The organism is Rugamonas aquatica (assembly GCF_009380215.1).
GTDB classification, from domain to species: domain Bacteria; phylum Pseudomonadota; class Gammaproteobacteria; order Burkholderiales; family Burkholderiaceae_D; genus Rugamonas; species Rugamonas aquatica_B.
On the sequence record NZ_WHUG01000017.1, the window covers coordinates 114,741 to 135,562 of the forward strand.

At 65.3% G+C, this 20,822-nt stretch carries 11 protein-coding genes; 5 read left to right on the forward strand and 6 right to left on the reverse strand.

All coding sequences use genetic code 11. The annotated features are described in order from the left end of the window. Positions 1-26 precede the first annotated feature (26 nt). Entirely contained in the window at positions 27-272 is a 246-nt protein-coding gene (locus tag GEV02_RS28330; RefSeq protein WP_235922998.1) for a PEP-CTERM sorting domain-containing protein, read from the forward strand. A gap of 6 nt (positions 273-278) precedes the next feature. On the opposite strand, the gene GEV02_RS28335 is transcribed toward GEV02_RS28330, so the two are convergent. The 3 genes from GEV02_RS28335 to GEV02_RS28345 all read right to left on the reverse strand — a co-directional run bounded on the left by GEV02_RS28335 (position 279) and on the right by GEV02_RS28345 (position 13,495). Next, complete coding sequence (locus tag GEV02_RS28335) at positions 279-2,435, reverse strand: CehA/McbA family metallohydrolase (protein WP_328595940.1); 2,157 nt, start codon at positions 2,433-2,435, stop codon at positions 279-281. A 150-nt stretch (positions 2,436-2,585) separates the two neighbouring features. Then, the gene (locus GEV02_RS28340) at positions 2,586-11,255 is read right to left on the reverse strand and encodes a glycoside hydrolase family 94 protein (RefSeq protein WP_152841241.1); all 8,670 of its coding nucleotides are present in this window, start codon (positions 11,253-11,255) and stop codon (positions 2,586-2,588) included. Positions 11,256-11,449: 194 nt separating this feature from the next. Continuing rightward, a complete protein-coding gene (locus GEV02_RS28345) occupies positions 11,450-13,495 on the reverse strand; it encodes an aminotransferase class V-fold PLP-dependent enzyme (RefSeq protein WP_152841224.1) in 2,046 nt (681 codons plus the stop codon). 132 nt (positions 13,496-13,627) lie between these two features. On the opposite strand from GEV02_RS28345, the gene GEV02_RS28350 reads away from it, so the two are divergent. After that, positions 13,628-14,104, forward strand: coding sequence for an Lrp/AsnC family transcriptional regulator (locus GEV02_RS28350; RefSeq protein WP_070272348.1), 477 nt, complete (start codon positions 13,628-13,630; stop codon positions 14,102-14,104). Positions 14,105-14,166: 62 nt separating this feature from the next. Beyond that, a complete protein-coding gene (locus tag GEV02_RS28355; protein ID WP_152841225.1) occupies positions 14,167-15,339 on the forward strand; it encodes an HPP family protein in 1,173 nt (390 codons plus the stop codon). Positions 15,340-15,398: 59 nt separating this feature from the next. Here the strand turns inward: GEV02_RS28355 and GEV02_RS33490 are convergent, their stop codons facing one another. After that, positions 15,399-16,061 carry a PEP-CTERM sorting domain-containing protein gene (locus tag GEV02_RS33490; RefSeq protein WP_235922999.1) on the reverse strand — a complete coding sequence of 221 codons (663 nt, stop codon included), beginning with the start codon at positions 16,059-16,061 and terminating at the stop codon, positions 15,399-15,401. 211 nt (positions 16,062-16,272) lie between these two features. On the opposite strand from GEV02_RS33490, the gene GEV02_RS28365 reads away from it, so the two are divergent. Beyond that, complete coding sequence (locus tag GEV02_RS28365) at positions 16,273-18,090, forward strand: DUF885 domain-containing protein (RefSeq protein ID WP_152841226.1); 1,818 nt, start codon at positions 16,273-16,275, stop codon at positions 18,088-18,090. A gap of 40 nt (positions 18,091-18,130) precedes the next feature. Here the strand turns inward: GEV02_RS28365 and GEV02_RS28370 are convergent, their stop codons facing one another. Further along, a complete protein-coding gene (locus tag GEV02_RS28370) occupies positions 18,131-18,589 on the reverse strand; it encodes an acyl-CoA thioesterase (protein WP_152841227.1) in 459 nt (152 codons plus the stop codon). 198 nt (positions 18,590-18,787) lie between these two features. Here GEV02_RS28370 and GEV02_RS28375 point away from each other — a divergent pair, with 198 nt between their 5' ends. Continuing rightward, a complete protein-coding gene (locus GEV02_RS28375; RefSeq protein WP_152841228.1) occupies positions 18,788-20,194 on the forward strand; it encodes a sensor histidine kinase in 1,407 nt (468 codons plus the stop codon). On the opposite strand, the gene GEV02_RS28380 is transcribed toward GEV02_RS28375, so the two are convergent. Beyond that, positions 20,191-20,799 carry a helix-turn-helix domain-containing protein gene (locus GEV02_RS28380; protein ID WP_070359397.1) on the reverse strand — a complete coding sequence of 203 codons (609 nt, stop codon included), beginning with the start codon at positions 20,797-20,799 and terminating at the stop codon, positions 20,191-20,193. The two genes, GEV02_RS28375 and GEV02_RS28380, sit on opposite strands and share 4 nt — an antisense overlap. Positions 20,800-20,822: the final 23 nt, after the last annotated feature.

Genomic DNA, 20,822 nt, shown 5'->3' on the forward strand with positions numbered 1-20,822 from the left:
ATTAACAGAGGCAGGGAATGCGATTGATGAGCAAGATAGCGGCGCTGTTATTGAGCGCCTGCGCAGTGAGCGTTCAAGTATATGCCGCCGAAGCGGCGCCGGCGGCCGCACATGCCGCCAGCACCGTGCAGACGGTTAAACCGGCGGCCGGCAAAGCCAACATGGTGTCGGTGCCGGAACCGGTGAGCTACAAGCTGATACTGCTCGGCATAGCGGTGCTGCTGCTGTTCGCGCGGACCGGAAAAAAACGCGAACAGCCTTGGACCAAATAAACGGCCTTACTGCGCGATCAGACTGACATCGTCCACCAGGAAGGCGGTCGATACCATCGTGCCTTCCACACCCTCGAAGTATATCTTCACCGTCTGCCCTTTATAGGCCGACAGGTCGAAGCTCTTTTGCACATACGTGCTCCCCTTGTTCAGATTCGAATACGTCGCCAGCGTCGCCAGCACGGCGTTGGCGCTGCTGCGCACCTGCACCTTGAGCGTGTCGTAGGCGTTGGTGGTGGTGGTCTCACTGGACACCACTTTCAGCCAGAACGACAGATTGGCGCTGGTGGCGGCGGCCGGTATCGTCACGCTCTGGTACAGCGTGTCGGTATGGGTGCTGCCGTAGCCATTCAGCTTGGCCTTGCCGCTGCCGCCATGCGCCGCTTGCGCCATGTCGGACGTGATCGCGGCGGCGCTGGCGGTCCATGAGGCGGCGCCGGATTCGAAGCCGCCGTTGACGATCAGCTCCGCCGGGCCGGGCGGCGTGGTGCCGCCGCCGGTGCCCTGCGTGACCCACACCGGCGCCGACCACAGGATGTTGCCATCGTTCTGGGTGATCTTGGCGTAGTAGAAGTGCTCGCCCACGGCCGGCGTGATGGTGGTGCTGGCGGTGGCCGACAGCTGCGTCACGGTGCCGTTGCGGCCCGGGACACCCTCGTACATCTTCACCGACGATACCGTCTTGCCGCTGCTGCTGGCGAAGTTGGCGACCAGGTTGAGCGGGCCGCTGTTGGTGAAGCGCTCGCCCATCACGTGGCCGTTGGCGGTCAGGATCAGTTGCGAGGTCTTGTCCATCGTGGCGAACACGCGGCGCGCCTTGATGGCGGCGATCATGCTGGCGGTGGTCAGCGGCGTACCGTTCGGCAGCAGCACGCCGGTGCGGTTGGTGTAGGACGCGCCCCAGTTGGCGCAGTGGTTATCCTGGTCGCTGGAGAAGGCGACGTGGTAGCCCGCCTCCAGCGCCTTGTTGCAGGCGCCTTCGTAGGTGCTGCGGCCGGTCTCGGTCTCGCTGGTGTTGGTGGAGAAGGCCGAGGTATTGAGCACTTCGCACAGCGCCATCGCCTGGTCGCCGTCGGCGGTGTAGCCCAGCGCCGTGCCGTTGACCAGGAACTGGCCCGACGATTCCGGATGGTTGAACTGGCCGACATAGCCGCGCTGGCGCATCAGCGTGTACAGGCCCGCATAGTCGCCCTTGGCGGTCAGCGTATCGGCGATCAGCTGGCCGCTGCTGTTGCTCTCCCAGCCCAGCAGCTCGGTGGTGTTGAAGATGTTCATATGGCCGCCGTTGTTGATGACGCCCCACTCCAGTCCATACATGCCGAGGAAGCCCGCGTGCGCGCTGTTGAAGTTGGCGGCGGCGGTCAGGCCGGACTGGAACAGCGCCTTGGCGGCGGCCGGATCGGCCGAGGCGTTGGTGCCGTCGGAGCCGTCGTACATATGATTGTGCTCGGAGGCCATCAGGAAATCGAGGCCCTTGTTCATCGCGTACTGGTAGGCGTCGGCCGGTCCCAGCGCCGCGCTTTGCGGCGCCTGCGCGCCGGTGCAGCTGCCCAGCGCTCCACCGCCGTCGCTATGGTTGGTCTGGCTGTGCAGGTTGCCGAGGTAGACGGTGTATGGCAGCGAGGCGGTGGCGGCAATGGCGCCCTGCACTACGCGGCCGTTGCCGCGCGCCGGCTTGGCTGCGGTCGCGGAGGTTGGCAAGGCTTTGAAGGCCGGCATGGCCTGGGCCGGATTGCGGCCCACCGAGATATCCCAGCTTTGCTCGACGGTGTCGTCGCCGGTGACGGCCAGCATGCGCGCCACATACACGCCATCGGTCAGGATCAAGCCGTCGGCGCGGCCGTCCCAGGCGATGCTGACATCAACCGGCTTGCCGGCTATGCGCTGCACGCCCTGCCACTGCTGCACCACCACACCGTCCGGGCTGACCAGCTCCAGCCGCCACTTCACATCCTGCTCGCGTTCGAGCAAGGGGAAATCGAAACCGAGCTTGAAGGTACGGGCTTCCGGACGATCCTGGTCGGCGCCGTCGGCGGCGAACGGCGCGTGCAGCGTGGCTTCGAATTCGTGGTGATCGGCTTTGGATGCGTGGGCGGCGCCGGCGACTCCGGCGGACAACAGCATGATGAAGGCAAGGCGGGACAGCGTCTGCGATTTGTTCACTAGGGACTCTCTTTGCGGTTGGTAATCCAAAAGTCTCGCAACTATGCATGACAGGAAGATGACGCACAAAGAGAACGCGGCGCATAAAGCGCCGCGTTGTGGTGTGGATGCCTAAAATGTCCAGAATGGGACACTCTGTTAAAAATTGAACTAGGCCGGCACGAACAATTCCACCTTATGGATGCTGGCCGTATCGTGCAGGTCGATCGCCATGCCCTGCTGCCGCACGCCGTCCACCGTCATGACCGGAACGGCCTCCGACGACTTCGTCACGCGGATCACATACGATGCCGCGCCGTAGCGGTAGGTCAACGTGAAGTGCTGCCACTCGGCCGGCATGCGCGGCGCCAGCGTCAGCTGGGTCGCGGTGCGGGTCAGGCCGAGCAGCGACTCCAGTATCAGGCGATACATCCAGCCCGACGAACCCGTGTACCAGCTCCAGCCGCCGCGCCCCACATGCGGCGCCACGGCGTAGACATCGGCCGTCACCACATACGGCTCGACCTTGTAGCGCGCCATGCCTTCCGGCGTGCCGCCGTGCTGCACCGGGTTGATCATGCGCGCAAGCTCCCAGGCGCGCTCGGTCTCGCCCAGGCGGGCGAAGGCCATCGCGGTCCAGATGGCGGCGTGGGTGTACTGGCCGCCGTTCTCGCGCACACCGGGCACGTAGCCTCGGATATAACCGGGGTTCGGCCCCGCCTTGTCGAACGGCGGATCAAGCAGCTGGATGATGCCTGAATCGCGCCGCACCAGGCGCTGATTGACCTGCTCCATTGCCCCGCGCACGCGCACCGGATCGGCCGCGCCGGACAGCACGCCCCAGCTCTGCGAAATCGAATCGATCTGGCATTCCTCGTTGGTGTGCGAGCCGAGCGGCGTGCCGTCGTCGAAATAGGCGCGGCGATACCACTCGCCGTCCCATGCATTCTGTTCGACGCTGGCAGCCAGCTTCCTGGCCTCGCTGCGGCATTCGGTGGCGAAGTCCGCGTCCTGCATCAGGTCCGCCACTTCGGCAAAGCGCTGCAGCACTTCGCACAGGAAGAAGGCCAGCCACACGCTCTCCCCTTTGCCATGCTCGCCTACCTTGTCCATGCCGTCGTTCCAGTCGCAGGAACCGATCAGCGGCAGGCCGTGCACGCCGAAGCGCAAGCCGTTGCGGATGGCGCGCACGCAGTGCTCGTACAGCGTGCCGCTCTGGCTGGAGCGGCCGGGCAGATCGTAATACGAATCCTCTTCCGGCTTGACGGCGCGGCCCTCCAGGTAAGGCGCGCTTTCCGCCAGCACGCCGACGTCGCCGGTGGCGATGACGTAGCGCCACGCGCCCAGCGGCAGCCACAGATAATCGTCGGAGCAGTGGGTGCGCACGCCGCGATCGGACGGCGGATGCCACCAGTGCTGCACGTCGCCTTCCAGGAACTGGTGGGCGGCGCACAGCAGCAGCTGGTCGCGCAGCAGTTGCGGTTGCGTGTGGATGGTGGCCATCGCATCCTGCAACTGGTCGCGGAAGCCGAAGGCGCCGCCGGACTGGTAGTAGCCGCTGCGCGCCCACATGCGGCAGGCGATGGTCTGGTACATCAGCCAGCCGTTGGCCAGCAGGTCGAGCTGCGGCTCCGGCGTGTCGATGCGCACCGCGCCCAGGGTCTGATCCCAGTGCGCGTGCACGGCGGCCAGCGCCTCGTGCGCGGCGCCGGCGCTGCGGTGTTTTTGCACCAGGCTGCTGGCGTCGGCGTTGCGGCGGCCCGCCACGCCCAGCACGAAGACAATCTCGCGCTCCTGACCCGGCAGCAGGTCGAACGGCACCTGGATGGCGGCGCAGGCATCGAGGCCGGCGCCGGTCTTGCCGGACAGGCGGGAACGGCGCATCGCCACCGGCGACGCCAGCGAGCCGTTACGGCCCAGGAATTCGCTGCGGTCGGCGGTGACGGAGCGCAGCGTGGCGTCGCAATTGAAGAAGGCGACGCGGCCGGTGAACTCGGTGTTGTAGGCGTTCTTGGCGAACAGCGCGCCGCTGACCGGATCGGCCTCGGTGACGATGTGCATGCCGGACTTGGAACGCATGTCGCCCAGCACCCACTCGACGTAGCCGGTGGCCGACAGGCGCCGCGCCACCAGCGAATCGTTGCGCACCTTGAGCACCGTGTACTTGATCGGCGCGTCGATGGCGACGAAGGTGGTCATCTCGGTGGCGATGCCGGCCTCGCTGTGTTCGAACACGCTGTAGCCGAAGCCGTGGCGCGTGACGTAGCTGCCGTTGCCGCGCGCGGGCAAGGCGGTCGGCGACCAGAACTGGCCGCTCTGCTCATCGCGCAGATAGAAGGCCTCGCCGCTGGCGTCGCTGACCGGATCGTTGTGCCACGGCGTCAGGCGGAATTCATGGGCGTTCTCGTGCCAGGTGTAGGCCTGGCCGCTTTCCGAGATCACGCTGCCGAACTGCGGATTGGCCAGCACGTTGGACCACGGCGCCGGCGTGCGCTGCGCGGCGCTGGTGGTGATGACGTATTCGCGGCCGTCCGGCGTGAAGCCGCCAATGCCGTTTTCCAGCATCAATTCGCGCGCCGGGGCGGGTGGCGGAACGGCGTCCGCGTAGTCGCTGCGATTGTCCGCCAGCAGCGGCGGCATGCGCATGGCCGGCGGGCCGGGACGCTTGATCTGTTCGGCCAGCGTGCCGCGGCTGTCGCTGAGGATGGCGCGCGCCACCGATTGCAGCAGGATGCGGTCCTCGTTCGCGATCTGGTCGGCCAGGCGCACGAAGATGCCGCCCGGCCGGTCGATCGCTTGCGCGTCGATGCCGGAAGCGATCAGGCCCATGATCTGCTCGTGCAGCAGCTGGCGGTAGCCCGACTGGTCTTCGTACCAGATCACCAGGTCGACCACCAGCCCTTTGAGGCGCCAATAGGCGTGCGCCTGCACCATCTGGCGCGCCAGCTCGATGTTGGCCGGATCTTTGATCTGCAGCAGCACGATAGGCAGGTCGCCGGAAATCGCATACGCCCACAGGCCGGACTGGCCGCGCTGGTTCTTGATCAGCGTGGCGGCGTCGGCGCGCAGCGCGGCGTTCGGATAGATGACCGAGTTGGCCAGGCGTCCGTACAGCTGGGCGTCTGCCTCGCTGGCGTTGAGCTGGCGCAGCACCACCTGGCTGTGGGTCCACGCCAGTTCGAACACGCGGTCGGCCAGGTGGCGGTCCTGGTATTTGTCGATCAGGTGCAGCGCGGCGTCGCGCTGCTCGGTCATGCCGGTGACGATGTCGACGATGGCCGTCTGGTCGGGCTTGAGCGTGATGGTGTAGCGGATCGCCACCACCGGGTCAAGCACCGAGCCTTCGGCGCCGCTCAGGGCCTCGTCGCTCAGCATGGCCTGCGGCGCGGCGGCGGTGTTGCCACGGCCGATGAAGCGCGAGCGGTCGGTTTCGAAGGAGACGCCGGCGACGGCGGCGTCGTGCACCATCATCGAGTGCATCAGCCACGGCATGGCGTCGGCCTGCCCGCGTGGGCGGCGCGTGCACAGGATGGCGTTTTCGTCGCGCAGGATTTCAGTCTGCACGAACAGTTTGCTGAAGGCCGGATGCGAGGCATCGGCGGCGGCGGGCGCCATCACCACTTCGGCAAAGCTGGTCACCTCGATGGTGCGCTCGCGGTCGGACTTGTTGGTGATGCGGGTGCGGCGCAGTTCGATGTCGTCTTCCGGCGAGACCACGATTTCCGTGTACAGGTCGATGTTGCGGTCGGAGCGGCGGAACTCGGCGCGGCCTTCGGAGAAGATCACTTCGTGCTTGCGCGGCTCGACCAGCGCCGGCTGGTAGGTGGTGGACCAGAACTGGCCGTCGTCCATGTCGCGTACGTAGCAGAAGTTGCCCCAGTTGTCGCGCGTGCTGTCTTCGCGCCAGCGGGTGACGGCGAGATCCTTCCAGCGGCTGTAGCTGCCGCCGCCGTTCGTCACCATGACGTGATAGCGGCCGTTGGACAACAGCTGGGTTTCCGGCACCGGTGTGCTGTGCTGGGTCAGCACGCGCATCGGCATGGCCTGCTCCGGCGCGGTGGAGCGTACGGCCGCCATCTCGGTGGTGTTGGAGTAGAAGGCGCCCGCCTGCGGGCTGCGTTCCTGCAGCACCAGCAGCGTCGATTGCAGCAGCGGATCGGATTCGAAGCGGCGCTGCATCGGCCGGTCGTGCAGCAGGTAGCTCAGCGCCAGCAGGCCCATGCCCTGGTGGTGGACCATGAAGGAGCGGATCACGGCGGCGCTCTGGCCGCGCGGCAGGCGCGAGGCCGTGTAGTCGACCGCTTCGAAGAAACCGTAGCGGCCCATATAGCCCATGCCCGCCATCTTCTGCAGGTTGAGGCAGGCCGCTTCCGGCTGCACCATCAATCCCAGCATGGTGGCGTAAGGCGCGATCACGAGGTCGTCGGCCAGGCCGCGCTTCAGGCCCAGACCCGGCACGCCGAAGGCGCGGTACTGGTAATTGAGGCTGGCGTCCACGGTGTTGTAGCCGGACTCGGATATCCCCCACGGCACGCTGCGGCGCTTGCCGTAGTCGATCTGGGCGTCGATCACCGCGTTGTAGGTCTGGTCGAGCAGCGTACTTGGATAGTTGGGCATCACCAGCAGCGGCATCAGGTATTCGAACATCGAACCGCTCCAGGACAGCAGCACCGGCTTGCCGGCGACGATGCACAACTGGCGGCCCAGCGCGAACCAATGCTCCTGCGGCAGCTGCCCCTGGGCGATGGCGACGAAGCTGGCCAGCCGCACTTCCGACGCCAGCAGGTCGTAGTAGCTGGCGTCCAGGCGGCGCTCGGTGACGTTGTAGCCGATGGCCAGCAGGTTGGTGGTGGTGTTGTACAGGAAGCCGTATTCCATCTGGGCGTAGGCGCCGCAGCGCCGCGCCAGTTCGGACAGTTCGCGCATGCGCTCGTGCGCGGCGGCGGCGCCCTGCGCGCACAGGCCGGCCAGCAGCAGCTGGCGATCGCGTTCAGCCGGGGCCAGGTCGTTGGCCAGGACGGTGGAGGCGCTGTCGATCATGGCGGCCAGTTCGCGCAGCGTCGGCACGCGGGTCAGGCTGGTGTCGAACACGGCGTCCGCCGGCAGGTCGACCCAGGGCGTGAGCAGGGCCAGTTCGTCCAGCGCGGCCTGGCATTGCTGCGCCAGCGACGCGGCCCACATGGCTGCTTCGCCGTGTGCATCGGTCGCGGGAAGGCCGGCGGCGGCGGCGGCGACGCGCGTCAGCCAGGCGTGCAGCTGCTGAAGATTGCCGCTTTCCGGTGCGGGCGTCAGCGCGGCCAGCAAGGCGTTCAACTCGCGCAGACCGGCAGCGTCGGGCGCATCGGCTGTGGGCGCGGACGCCATTGCCGCGCCGCCCAGCGACTCCTGCAGCACGCGGCAGGTGGCGACGATGCCGTCCACCGTCTGCGGGCCCAGCACCGGCTGGTCGTACAGGCCGGTCAGGCCGGCCTGCAGCGTAAGCAGGTGGCCGGCGAGATTGCCGCTGTCGACGGTCGAGATGTAGATCGGGTGCAGCGGCTTAAGCGTCTGCGTGTCGTACCAGTTGTAGAAGTGGCCCTGGTGGCGCTCCAGCTGGTCCATCGTCGACAGCGTGGCGGCGGTGCGCTGCATCATCTGGCCGATGCTGATGTAGCCGAAATCGCTGGCGCTCAGATTGGCCAGCAGCGCCATGCCGATATTGGTCGGCGAGGTGCGGTGCGCGACCACGTGGGCCGGGTGCTCTTGCATGTTATCGGGCGGCAGCCAGTTGTCCTCCGGGCCGACGTAGCGGTCGAAATAGGCCCAGGTGCGGCGCGCCAGCAGGTGCAGGAACTGCTGCTGGTCCGGCGTGAGTTTGGCCTGCCGGCGTTCGATCGGACGGCTGATCCATTGCGCCACGGCCGGCGCCACCAGCCAGGCCAGCAGGAACAGCGCGGCCGGCGCCAGGCTGGCCGGACGCCATCCCAGCAGCGCGCCGCCGACGAACAGCGCCAGCGCCGGCGAGCACCACATGGTGCGCCAGACGCCGTCGGTGCGCGCCAGCGCCGATGCGCGCCACTCCAGCAGGTGCTTGTGCGAGACCAGCATGCGCCAGGCGCTGCGCAGGATGGCGTCGAGACTGAACCAGGCTTCGTACGGCAGGAACACCAGCATCAGGATCGCATGCGAGAACTGCAGGCCGCTGCGGCGCAGCGAGGCGCGCAGGTGCTGGCTCCACAAGGTGTCTTCCGGACGGCGGCACAGGTCGTGCAGGGTGCTGACCAGCGACGGGATGAAGATCACGGCCAGCACGGCGCCGGTCCACAGCCACGGATCGGGCAACCAGCGCCAGGCGGTGATCAGCGACAGCACCAGCGCCGGCGCGGTCAGGCTGCGGCGCAGATTGTCGAACAGCTTCCAGCGCGATAGCAGCGACAGCGGATTGCGCTCGCGCTTGCGGTTGGCGCCGGGCACGCGGCCGAACACCCACGAGGCCAGTTGCCAGTCGCCGCGTATCCAGCGCTGGCGGCGGCTGACGTCGTCGGCGTAGCGGGCCGGATAGGCTTCGTACAATTGGGCGTCGCTCAGCAGGCCGGCGCGCAGGTAGCAGCCTTCCAGCAGGTCGTGGCTGAGGATGCGGTTTTCCGGCAGACGATGTCCCAGCACCTGCTCGAACACGTCGACATCGTAGATGCCCTTGCCGATGAAGGAGCCTTCGAAGAACACGTCCTGGTAGACGTCGGACACGGTGCGGGTGTAGGGGTCGATGCCCGGTTCGCCGCCGCACAGCTTTTCGTAGCGCGAGGCGTTTTCGCTCGGCAGGCTGACCGTCACGCGCGGCTGCAGGATGCCGTAGCCTTCCACCACGCGGCCGCGCGCGGTGTCGATGCGCGGCTGGTTCAGCGGATGCTGCATGGTGGCGATGAACTGCGCCGCGGCGTCGCGCGGCAGCTGGGTGTCGGTGTCCAGCGTGATGACGTACTTGATGCTTTCCAGTTCGTGCGTTTCGCCCACCACCAAACTGAATTGGTCGCGCGCGCCGCCGCGCAGGAAGCGGTTCAGGGCTTGCAGCTTGCCGCGCTTGCGTTCATAGCCCATCCACACGCCTTCGTGCGGGTTCCACTGGCGCGGGCGATGCAGCAGCAGGAAGGGCGAAGCCGGTTCGCCGTTCGGATGGGTGGCGTACTTGCGGTTCAAATGACCAACGCAGCGCTGCATCTGTTCGACCAGCGCGGCATCGGCCGGCAGGGTTTCGGAGGCGGCGTCGGCGAAGTCCGTCAACAGGCAGAACACCAGGTTGGGATCGCGGTTGGCGAGGAAGCGCACCTCCAGCTGCTCGCACAGTTCGGCGATGTTTTCCTTGCTGTAGACCAGCGTCGGTACCACCACCACGGTGCGGGCGTCGGCCGGCACGCCGTCCTTGAAGTCCATGCGCGGCAGCGGGTTGGGACGCGTCACCAGCGTGGCGACCCAGTTGACCAGGCTCAGCGCCAGCTGGCTGCTGCCCAGCAGCGCCAGCACGCCCAGCATGACGATCACGCCGCCACTGACGCCGTCGTGCGCGGCGCGCTCCAGCAGCATCGCAGTCGACACCAACGCGATGGCGGCGATGGCGCCCAGGTAGGACGTCAGCGGCGAAGCGCGCGAGGTCTGCTGCAGGGCTTCCAGCCATGGCCGGCGCATGCCGGTCTGTTTTTCCAGCGCGGCCAGGCCGCCGCCGATCAGGTAGAAGCCCACGTGGCCATGGCGCGCATCGCCGCCTTCGTAGTGCGCCTGCGCCAGCTGCAAGGCTTGCTGCGCCACTTCGATTTCCGAGTAGCGCGAGCGCTTGGCGATCTTCTCGATCGCGTGGCGGTACTGGTCGCGCGTGGCGAACTCCATGCGGCCGTAGATGGCGGCGGGATCCTGGCGCAAGGTCTGCTCGACCACGCTCATGGTTTCGACGAACTCCTGCCAGTCCATGGTGCCGAGGAAGCGCAGGCTGCCGATGCTGTTGGCGATGGAGACCTGCTCGGCCGCCTGCTGCTGGATCTCGGCCTGGATCTGCTGCTCGATGGTCTGGCCCGATTCGGCCAGGCGGTGCGTGATCCACGACAGCGCCAGCGTCAGCGCCGGGCTTTGTCCCTGCAGGCGCCGCGCCAGTTCGGCCACGAAGGCGCTGGTGACGGGCGGATTGGAACGGGCCATGTCGGCCACCATCAAAATCAGGCCGCTGGGATTTTTCTCGGCGACCTCGGTCATCTGGTCGGCCCAGGTGTTGGCCAGGTCGCGGTGGATGCGGTTGTCGGCCACGCGCGCGGCCACGCGGCGCAGGTTTTCGATCAGCGCCAGGCGCAGCATGATGGGGATGGCCCACAGCTCGCCCAGCGTGAGGCTGGCCACTTCCTGGTAGGCGTCGACGAAGCGGCACAGCGATTCGGGATCGACGCGGCCGTCGCCGTGGGCGATGATTTCCAGCGCGATCTTGTAGACGCGCGGCGTGCCCTCCGGCGCGCCCTTGCCCAGGCGCGGCAATTGCTTGCTGTAGTTCTTGGGCAGGTGGCGGCGGGCGATGCGGATCTGCTCTTCGATCAGGTAGAAATTGTCCAGCAGCCATTCGGAGGCGGGCGTGATCTGGCGGCCGGCCTTGGCGGCGGCGGTGAGCTCGTCGCAGGTGGAATCGATGACGGCGGCGTTTTCCGCCAGCCGTGCCAGCAGGCGGTCACGGCCGCCGCGCTTGCTCAGTTCGTGATGCGTGGCCAGCGTCTTGCCGTGCGCCGCCATCTGGGCGGCACTGAAAAGTTCGGCGCGTAACGGCAGGTCTTCGTCGTCCTCGCCGGACAACAGGGTGCCGGCGGGAGCTTCGCGAAAACCCAGCGTCATCGCGGGCAGGAGGGGGGCGGACTGTTTCAACTGATACCTCGCTTTGATTCTGCGAATAGGAAATTATGTGCCAAGGAATCCTACGGGGGCGCACGCCTCGCGACTGTGCGGTGACGTACGTACAGAATTTCCACGAAAAAAAAGGCCGCTTGCGCGGCCTTGTAAAGGAAGAAAAAGTTAATACTGTTTAGCACCTATGCAGCCAGCGCCATCGGCGCCAGCGCGAGTCCTCCGCCGAGGCTGTATGCATGGTGGTGGCCCAGGCGGCGCAGGCATTGCGCGGCCTTCAGGCTGCGGTTGCCGCTGCGGCAGAAGAACACCAGCGGCACGGATGGGTCCTGCAGCCAGCTGCTGGCGTGCTCGGCCAGGCGGCTCAGGGGCACGCTGCGGGCGCTGCGGCCGGCGGGGCCGGGGGCGATGGTGGCTGCGAATTCGTACGGCTCGCGCACGTCGATCAACTGGGCGTCGGGGTGGGCTTGCAGGAAGGCGTCCAGTGCGGCGCCGTCCAGCTGCAGCGGCAGCCCGGCTTGCGCGGTGGTGGTGGATGGCTCAGCCATGCCGAGGCAGAACTGGTTGTGCTCGTCGCGAGTCGGACACAGCAGCGTCTGCGCGCAGGTCAGCGGACGCAGCACATCCAGTGCCGGCTGTGCGCAGAAGGCGAAGCGCACCGACTGCGGCGCCAGGCCTGCGGAACCCAGCAGGTAGTGGCGCGATGCGCCGTCGGCCACGCTGGCCAGGGTGTGCGCGCCGATCTGTATCGTACCGGCGGCGCTTGACGGCCAGCCGTAGGCATCGGTGGCGGCGTGGACATCGAAGTGGCGGCCCAGCGCCTCGGCCAGTTGCGTGCGGTCGGCGCCCGGCAGGGTGCTGACGATGGCCTGCACCTGGTAATTCTGGCAGCGCACATAGGATTCAATGCGGCACGTCATGTCCGGCAAGGGATCGATGACGATGCAGCTGCGGCTGGCTGCGTCCAGCACCAGCCAGCCGCAGGCGCCCTCCACGCCCAGTTGCAGCAAGCCGTCGTGCGGCACGGCGGTACGCTCGGACGGGATCAGGCAGCTGGCGCGCAGCGCGGCGCCGCAGCGTTCGATGCGGCGACAGGCGTCGGCGATGGTGGCTTCGTCGGCCAGCGGACCGAAGGACATGCGGATCGCGCCGGCGCTGCGCCACAGCGGCGCCTGCATGGCGTCCAGCACGTAGCTGGGCGCGGCCTTGGCGGCGGAACAGGCGCTGCCGGAGCTGACGCGCACGTGGGCGGCGTCGAACACATCCATCAGTTCGCGACTGGTCAGGCCGGGCACGGAAAAGTTCAGCGTGGTCGGCAGCGATTTGTCGAAGGGGTGGTTGAACACCACGCCGGGCAGGGCCGCGCGCAGGCTGTCGGCCAGGCGGGCGCGGAAGCTGGCCAGCTCGTGGTGGCTGCGGAAGGTGCCGCCCTGCTCCAGCGCGGCCAGCACGGCGCCCAATGCGGCGATGCCGGCCATGTTCTCGGTGCCGGAGCGTTGTCCGCTCTCCTGGCCGCCGCCCATGATCAGCGGCGTGAACGGCGCGCCGGCGCGCACGTACAACATGCCCACGCCCTTGGGCGCGTACAGCTTGTGGCCGGAGAACGGCGCGTAGTCGATGCGGGTGGCGGACAGGTTCAGGTCCAGCTTGCCCAGCGCCTGCACGCAATCGACCAGCCAGTAGGCCTGGCTGCCGGTTTCGGTCAGCAGCGCGGAGATCGCGGCCAGATCGGTGATGATGCCGGTTTCATTGTTGGCGGCCATGGTGCACACCAGCGCGGCTTGCGGCGCCAGCGCGCGCAGCTGCGCCAGGTCGTGCGCGCCGTCGTGGTCGACCGGCAGCTTGTGCAGCGTCAGGTTCAGGCCCAGCAGGCGGTTCCAGTGCGCCAGGCTTTCCGGCACGGCCTTGTGCTCGGTCGCGCCGTAGACCAGCAGGCTGCCGATGGCTTCGCCACGTTCGCGGCGCTCGCGCAGCGCGACCAGCGCCGACAGCACGGCGGTCTGGATGCCCTCGGTGGCGCCGCTGTTGAACATCAGGCGGCCGTCGCCGACGCCCAGCAGGCGCAGCGCGCAGGCGCGGGCCTGGTCGAGCACGGCTTTGGCCTTGAGGCCGGTGCCGTGGCTGCTGCTGGGATTGCCGTAGCGCTGGCCCATGGCGTCGGCCGCGGCGGCGATGGCGGCCGGCAGTACGGCGGTTGTGGCGTTACCATCGAGGTAGATTTCGGTCGTCATGAGTTTGCTTGTATCGCTGCTTGTATCGTTGATACGTATAGCTTACTCAGTCGAGGCGAAACATATGTACTAAAATACTCTTGTCACGGACAACTTGTAGCATGTTCATGCCGAATTCAAGGAAAACAGAGAATGAATGAACTAGATCGCTACGACTATGCAATTTTGTCAGCATTGCAGGGCGACGGCACGCTGTCGATCGCCCAGCTCAGCGAGCGGGTCGGGTTGTCCACCACGCCATGCTGGAAGCGGGTGCGGCGGCTGGAGGAGGAGGGCTATATCGAGAGCCGCGTGGCCATCGTCAACCGCCGCAAGGTGGGCTTGCCGGTGACGGTGTTCGTCAGCGTGCGCACCAGCCAGCACGATGACAAATGGCTGGCGCGCTTTGCCGCCGCCGTCATCGCCTTGCCGGAAGTGCTGGAGTTTCACCGCATGAGCGGCGACATCGATTACCTGCTGAAAGTGGTGACGAGCGATATCGAAGGATATGACCGCTTTTACAAGAAGTTAATCAAGGTTGCGCAGCTGACCGGGGTGTCGTCGGCGTTTTCGATGGAACAGATCAAGATCACCACGGCCCTGCCGCTGGAGCTGGTTTCGCACCAATGAAGTGCAGAGGCGGGCTGGGCGTGGGATAATATTTGTCCCATATCAAATACTTGATTAAGCCTATGCGTGCTTTCCTCGACCGCTGGCTGCCCAGCCCCATCACCGCCGGCCGCCGCGAACAAGTGCGCGCCGCCGCCGGCGCCCTGCTCGGCCTGTTCATCACCGCCCTGCTCAGCCACCTGCTGCTGGCCCCCGTCGGCACGGCGATTTTCATGGTGGCCCCGATCGGCGCTTCCGCCGTGCTGCTGTTCGCGCTGCCGGCCAGTCCGCTGGCCCAGCCCTGGTCGGCCATCGGCGGCAATGTCGTCAGCGGGCTGGTCGGCGTGGCCTGCGTGCAATTGCTGGGCGACACGCTGTCGCTGCCGCTGCTGGGCGCGCTGGCCACCGGGCTGGCGATCGCCGCCATGTTCGCGCTGCGCTGCCTGCATCCGCCCGGCGGCGCGGTGGCGCTGACCACGGTGATCGGCGGCCCCGCCGTGCACGCGGCCGGCTTCGATTTCGTCATGCTGACGGTGCTGGCCGACACGGTGGTGCTGGTGGTCGTGGCCATGCTCTACAACAAGCTGACCGGGCGCCGCTATCCCCACGCGCAGCAAAGCGCGCAGCCGCATCCGCACGCCACCGCCGACGCGGTGCCGACGGTGCGGCTGGGCTTCAAGCCGGAAGACCTGGACGCCGTGCTGAAGCAGTACAACCAGGTGCTGGACATCAGCCGCGACGATCTGGAATCGCTGTTCATGCAGACCGAGCAGCGCGCCTACCAGCGCCGCTTCGGCATCATCAGCTGCGCCGACATCATGTCGCGCGATGTCGTCAGCGCCGAGTTCGGCACCAGCCTGGAACAGGCCTGGCAACAGATGCGCACGCACCGCGTGGCGGCGCTGCCGGTGCTCAACCGCGCGCGGCGGGTGATCGGCATCGTCACCCAGACGGATTTCCTGGAACACGGCGGCTTGGACGATTACCGCGGCATCCGCAATCAACTGCAGCGATTTCTGCGCAAAAGCGGCGTAACCCACACGGAAAAAGCCGAGGTGGTCGGCCAGATCATGAGCCAGCACCCGACCACGGCACAGCTCGATACGCCCATCGTCGACCTGGTGCCGCTGATGGCCGACTCCGGCTTCCACCACATTCCCATCGTCGACGCGGAGCAGCGCTTCGCCGGCATCGTCACGCAATCGGACCTGGTGGCGGCGCTGTACGAAAGCCGCTTCGCCGAAGCGGCGGCCTGAATAAAAAAGGCCGCTCCCCGAAGGCAGCGGCCAGTCGTTACTGCTTTGTTATTCTGTTGTTACCTGGCGGCCTTGCGGCGGCGGGCGATGGCGCCCACCAGGCCCAGGCCGGCCAGCAGCATGGCGTAGGTTTCCGGTTCCGGCACGGCGGCGATCGACGCGGCGCCGACGGTGGCGCCGTAGTAATACTCGTAGTTCGGCGTGACGAAGGTGATGTCGGTATAAGTGCCGGTAAACTTCAGCAGGCCGTTGCCTTCCTCGCCGCTGATGGTCAATGGGCCGGTCTGGGTCAGCGTGCCGCCGTTCCAGTGTCCGCCGCCCTGGCTGAGGATGGTGATCGCGCCGCCCTGGAATGCGAAGGTCACCGGCACGCCGTTCTGGCCCACGCTGAACAGCTCGATGTAGGGATTGACCACGGCTTTGTCGAAATGGAAGCTGTTGACGGTGGCATAGCCGCCCGACATCAGGATGGTGCCGTTGGTGCCCGGCGTGTTGGTCACTTCGGCGCTGGTGAACGACGAAGGCACGTCGTAGATGTAGGCGTTGTAGTCGACGCCGATGGTGTCGCCGGAGTAGCTGACGTTGACGGTCTGGGCGTTCTGGGTCAGCGTGCCGCTGTTGCCATTGCTCCAGGCGGTCCAGCTGACGGTCGGTACGGCCGCAAACGCGGCCAGCGGTGCGGCCAGGGCCAGCGCCAATGCGGCTTTCATTACTTTTTTCATGTGTATTCCCCGTATTTTTTTGCGGCGCGATGGTGCGCTGCCATGTGACAAGCATAGCGCGCTTCCGATGCGATTTGGGCAATTATATTTTCAAATTAGAATTTAATATTTCCACAAGAGAACAATGTATCGCGGATACAATTTTTGTCCCAGCGATGCCCCGCAATGGCTTATGCTATGCGCCAATTTTGTTACATTTGAAGGAAAGAATATGACGCATCGCCGCAACACCTACGCCGCTTTCGCCCCTCTCGCCGCCGCCGTGATGCTGGCGTTTGCGCCGCTGGCGGCTCACGCCGTCGCGCCGACCGCCGCCGTGCCGCAGGTCAGCGCCGCGCCCGCGCACAAGGCGCTGCTGGCCATCGCCGACCAGTACTACGACGCCGTCGCCCGCTTCGAGCCGATAGGCGCCACCGAAAACGGCGACAACCGTTTCGACGACCAGCTGGGCATGAGCATCGCCCCCGCCAAGCGCGCCCAGCAGTTCAAGCTGTACCGCCAGTTCGCCACCCGGCTGAAGGCGGTTCAGCGCGCACAGCTGAATAACACCGACCGCGTCAGCTACGACATCCTCGCCTACGAACTGCACGGCCTGCTGTCGATGGAGCCCTTCCCGCAGCACCTGCTGCCGATCAACCAGATGGACAGCGTGCCGGTCACGCTGGCCAACTACGCGGGCGGCGAAGCGTCGCAACCGATCGGCACGGTCAAGGAATATGACGCTTACCTGAGCCGTATCAAGCAATTGCCGGCATGGATAGACCAGGCCATCGCCAATATGCGCGTGGGCATGAAGCAAGGCATCACCCAGCCGAAAGCCATCATGGAATCGGGCTTGCCGCAGTTCCAGAAGCTGGTCAGCGCGACGCCGGAAAGCAGCATCTTCTACACCCCGATCACCAAGCTGCCGGCTGCCTTCTCCGACGCCGACAAGCAGCGCCTGACGGCCGCCTACCGCAAGGCCGTCGGCGAAAAACTGATGCCGGCGCTGGCCCGCCTGTCCACCTTCCTGGAAAAAGAATACGTGCCGGCCTGCCGCACCACGACCGGCCTCGGCGCGCTGCCGAACGGCGCCGCCTGGTACCAGGCCCGCGTCGCCGAAGCCACCACCACCTCGCTGACGCCGGACGCCATCCACGCCATCGGCCTGAAGGAAGTGGCGCGCATCCAGGCGCAGTTTGAAGTGCTGGGCCCCAAGCTGGGCTACACCGGCCCGGCCGCGGGTCTGCCGGTCTGGGTGGCGGCGCAGCCGAAGTTCTATCCGTTCAAGACCGAGAACGAAGTCCAGGCCGTCTATCACAAGCTCAACGACGTGCTCGACACCAAGCTGCCGATGATGTTCACGCTGCTGCCCAAGGCCAAGCTGGACCTGCGCCTGGAGCCTGAGCTGAGCCGCGCCACCGCGTCGGACCACTACACCTCGCCGGCCGGCGATGGTTCGCGCCCCGGCGTGTTCTGGTCGGTGGTCAACGATCCCGCGAAGTACGGCAACACCGGCATGACCACGCTGTTCCTGCACGAGGGCAAGCCCGGCCACCACTTCCACCTGGCGTTGGTACAAGAGCTAAATCTGCCTAACTTCCACAAATATGGCGGCAACAACGCCTTTATCGAAGGCTGGGCGCTGTATGCGGAAACGCTGGGCAAGGAAATGGGCTTGTTCGACGATCCGGCCCAGTACTTCGGCCACCTGAACGACGAGTTGCTGCGCGCCACCCGCCTGGTGGTCGACACCGGCATGCACGCGCAGGGCTGGACCCGCGAGCAAAGCATCCAGTACATGCACGACACGCTGGGCTACGACAATTCGGCCAAGACCGAGACCGAACGCTACATGGCCTGGCCGGGCCAGGCGCTGGGCTACAAGATCGGCGCGCTGAAGATCGTCGAGCTGCGCCAGCGCGCGGCCCAGGCGCTGGGCGACAAGTTCAGCCTGCCGAAGTTCCACGCCATCGTGCTGGGCGACGGCACGCTGCCGCTGGCGCTGCTGGAAGAGAAAGTCGACCGCTGGATCGCGGCGGAGAAATAAACGCCAGGGGGCGGGCCGCACAGGCCCGCCCCTTTTTGCATTACCTGGCGTAGCGCTTGATGCGGGCGATCACCAGCTCGGGCAAGGCCGTGATCTGCTTGGCGTGGTTGGCAAAGACGATCTGCTGGCGCCCCACCGAGACCGGCTTGCCGTCGGCATAAAACCGGAACTCCAGCCAAAACGAGCACTTCCTGACATCATAAGCATTCAACTCGCAGTGAATTTCCTGGAATGGGAAAGTCTCCTGCAGATAGTCCTGCTCGGCGTGCTTGGTGATGAAGACGCCTTCGTTTTGCAGCATATCGCGCGAAATGCAGTCGAAGAACCACTTTTCGCGGCAAATTCCCTGCCATTCAAAGTAGCGCGCGAAATACGTGTTGCCGTAGGCGTTGGAGTCCTTCAGATAAATCGTCAGGGCGTGGGTAAAAGTCTGCCTGGCGTTGGCGGCGCTGGCAGCGGTGGGTGCGGACATTTCTACTTCGGTGGCGTGCAGCAGCATGAGAATTCCCCTATCAGTGAGTTGGACCGTCCCGGCCTGCGGCCGGGGACGTTTTGCCCGCAAGCCGGGCAGAAACACTTAAAGCGGGTTTCTCCTGCGCTTGTTTGATATAACGCAAATAGTTAATCGATAGCCAAGCGAGCTACATCAACACGCGTAATACTGCGGACTACCATCCAAAGTCCGTGGAAAGAGCGCATGCATTCCCTATTGCCCGCCGTGGTTTCCCTGCTGTTCCTGTGCTACGGCGCTTACGTGCTGCATTCGCGCGGGGTGAGCCGCATCAGCCTGACCTTTTTCCTGCTGTGCGCGACCACGTTTTGCTGGCAATTCACCTGGGCCGTGTTATTCCAAATCAACAACGAGGATGAGGCGCTGGCGCTGGCCAAGCTGGGCTACCTGCTGATCCTGTTCCTGCCGACCACGCTGTACCATTTCATCGCCGAACTGACGGCCCAGCGCAGCGAACGCCGCTGGGTGGACCTGTCCTATGTGACCGCCGGCCTGCTGGGCGTCATCATGCTGAGCACCGACTGGGTGATCGACGGGCTGTATCCGTATTTCTTCGGTTTCTATCCCAAGGCGGGTCCGCTGCACCCGCTGCATCTGGTACAGACCGGACTGGTCGTGGGGCGCGGCCTGTGGCTGCTGTACCGGCGCCAGCAGTTGGCCGTTTCGACCGAGAAGACGAGGCTGCGCTACTGCCTGGTCAGCCTGCTGATCTATTTTTTTGCCTCGGTCGACTACCTGTGCAACTACGGCGTGCAGTTCTACCCGCCCGGCGTGCTGTTCGTCGCGGCCGGACTGGGCCTGATCGCCCAGGCCATGGTGCGGCACAACCTGCTGGCGGACCCGATGGAGGTGGCCGCCACCATCGCCCACGAAATGCGCACGCCGCTGGCGACCATACGCAATCAGTCGCGGGTGCTGGCCAAGTGCCTGCCGGATTTGCTGGCCGGCTACCAGAGCGCGGTGGAGCATCGGCATATCGAGCCGCTGCTGCAGCCGGCGCAGCTGAACTACCTCAGCAAGCTGACCCAGCACATCGAGGCCGAGATCAGCCGCTCCAATTTCATTGTCGACATGATGCTGGCGTCGGCCCGGGCGGGCACGCTGAACCGCAATGATTTCGCCGATCATTCCATCAAGAAATGCGTCGACGAAGCCCTGGCCTGCTATCCGTTTGAAAGCTCGATGCGCGACAAGGTCGTGGTCAAAGCCGCCGAAGACTTCACCTTTTTTGGTTCGGATGTATTGCTGGTCTACGTTTTATATAATCTCTTTAAAAACGCGATGCACGCGATTAAATCGGCGGGACGGGGAGATGTGGAAATAGCGTTCTTCACCAATGGCAATAGCAAGCAATTATTAGTGACCGATACCGGATCGGGAATACCGGATGATGTATTGCCGCACGTATTCGAACCGTTTTACAGCACGCGGCATAATGGCGGCGGCACGGGGATGGGATTGGCTTTTTGCCAGAGGGTTATCACGGCATTCGGCGGCAAGATACATTGCGAATCCCGCGCCGGCCATTACACCAGATTTTCTTTATTCTTTCCGCAAAAACAGGCGTATGGCGTCGGACGGGAATTGGATTAACTGACGCCGACTTCCTCGCCACTGACTTTTTCCAAATCAGTTTCATCGCCCAATACATAAATCTTTTGTTCGCGCAGCACCTGGAGAATAAACGGCTGCTGTTCGCGCAGGCGGCGTTTAAAGTCCGGAATCGAATACAGATTGGGATTGATTTTACGGCGCAGCAATCGCTCGGCGACCGGCAGGCGGGATAATAATTCGCCGTAGCTGGTGTTATCGCCGATGAGCATTAATTCCACCGGCGTATCCATGCCCTCATGTTCCTTGGCCGTCGCGCCATAAACAAACGCCACATTCAGCACATGTTGCAGCGGTGCCAGCGCCGAATTCAAGACGCTGACCAGGCCGAAGGTTTTCTTGACCAGGTTGCTTAATTCCCCGAATACGATGCATTCCTTGTTGGGTTTAAAACGACGTACGTTGCCGATCCGCTCGGACACGATGACGCCCGACTCGTGCAGGCGCTTGAGCTCGCGCTGGGCCGAGGCGCTGCCCAAACCGGTCAGGCGCATGATCTCATTCAAGTGGAATCCTTGATTGACACGTACAAATAGCAAGCCCAGCAGCTTTTGCTGGGCAGGGGTGAAGAGTGCTTGAGCGATCATGAGCCAAATCTTAGCATGAACGC

Excerpts from the sequence above, each read along its gene's own strand:
- GEV02_RS28330 (WP_235922998.1), top strand. The coding sequence starts at position 27 with ATGAGCAAGATAGCGGCGCTGTTATTGAGCGCCTGCGCAGTGAGCGTT.
- GEV02_RS28340 (WP_152841241.1), bottom strand. The coding sequence starts at position 11,255 with ATGACGCTGGGTTTTCGCGAAGCTCCCGCCGGCACCCTGTTGTCCGGC.
- GEV02_RS28345 (WP_152841224.1), bottom strand. The coding sequence starts at position 13,495 with ATGACGACCGAAATCTACCTCGATGGTAACGCCACAACCGCCGTACTG.
- GEV02_RS28350 (WP_070272348.1), top strand. The coding sequence starts at position 13,628 with ATGAATGAACTAGATCGCTACGACTATGCAATTTTGTCAGCATTGCAG.
- GEV02_RS28355 (WP_152841225.1), top strand. The coding sequence starts at position 14,167 with ATGCGTGCTTTCCTCGACCGCTGGCTGCCCAGCCCCATCACCGCCGGC.
- GEV02_RS33490 (WP_235922999.1), bottom strand. The coding sequence starts at position 16,061 with ATGAAAAAAGTAATGAAAGCCGCATTGGCGCTGGCCCTGGCCGCACCG.
- GEV02_RS28365 (WP_152841226.1), top strand. The coding sequence starts at position 16,273 with ATGACGCATCGCCGCAACACCTACGCCGCTTTCGCCCCTCTCGCCGCC.
- GEV02_RS28370 (WP_152841227.1), bottom strand. The coding sequence starts at position 18,589 with ATGCTGCTGCACGCCACCGAAGTAGAAATGTCCGCACCCACCGCTGCC.
- GEV02_RS28375 (WP_152841228.1), top strand. The coding sequence starts at position 18,788 with ATGCATTCCCTATTGCCCGCCGTGGTTTCCCTGCTGTTCCTGTGCTAC.
- GEV02_RS28380 (WP_070359397.1), bottom strand. The coding sequence starts at position 20,799 with ATGATCGCTCAAGCACTCTTCACCCCTGCCCAGCAAAAGCTGCTGGGC.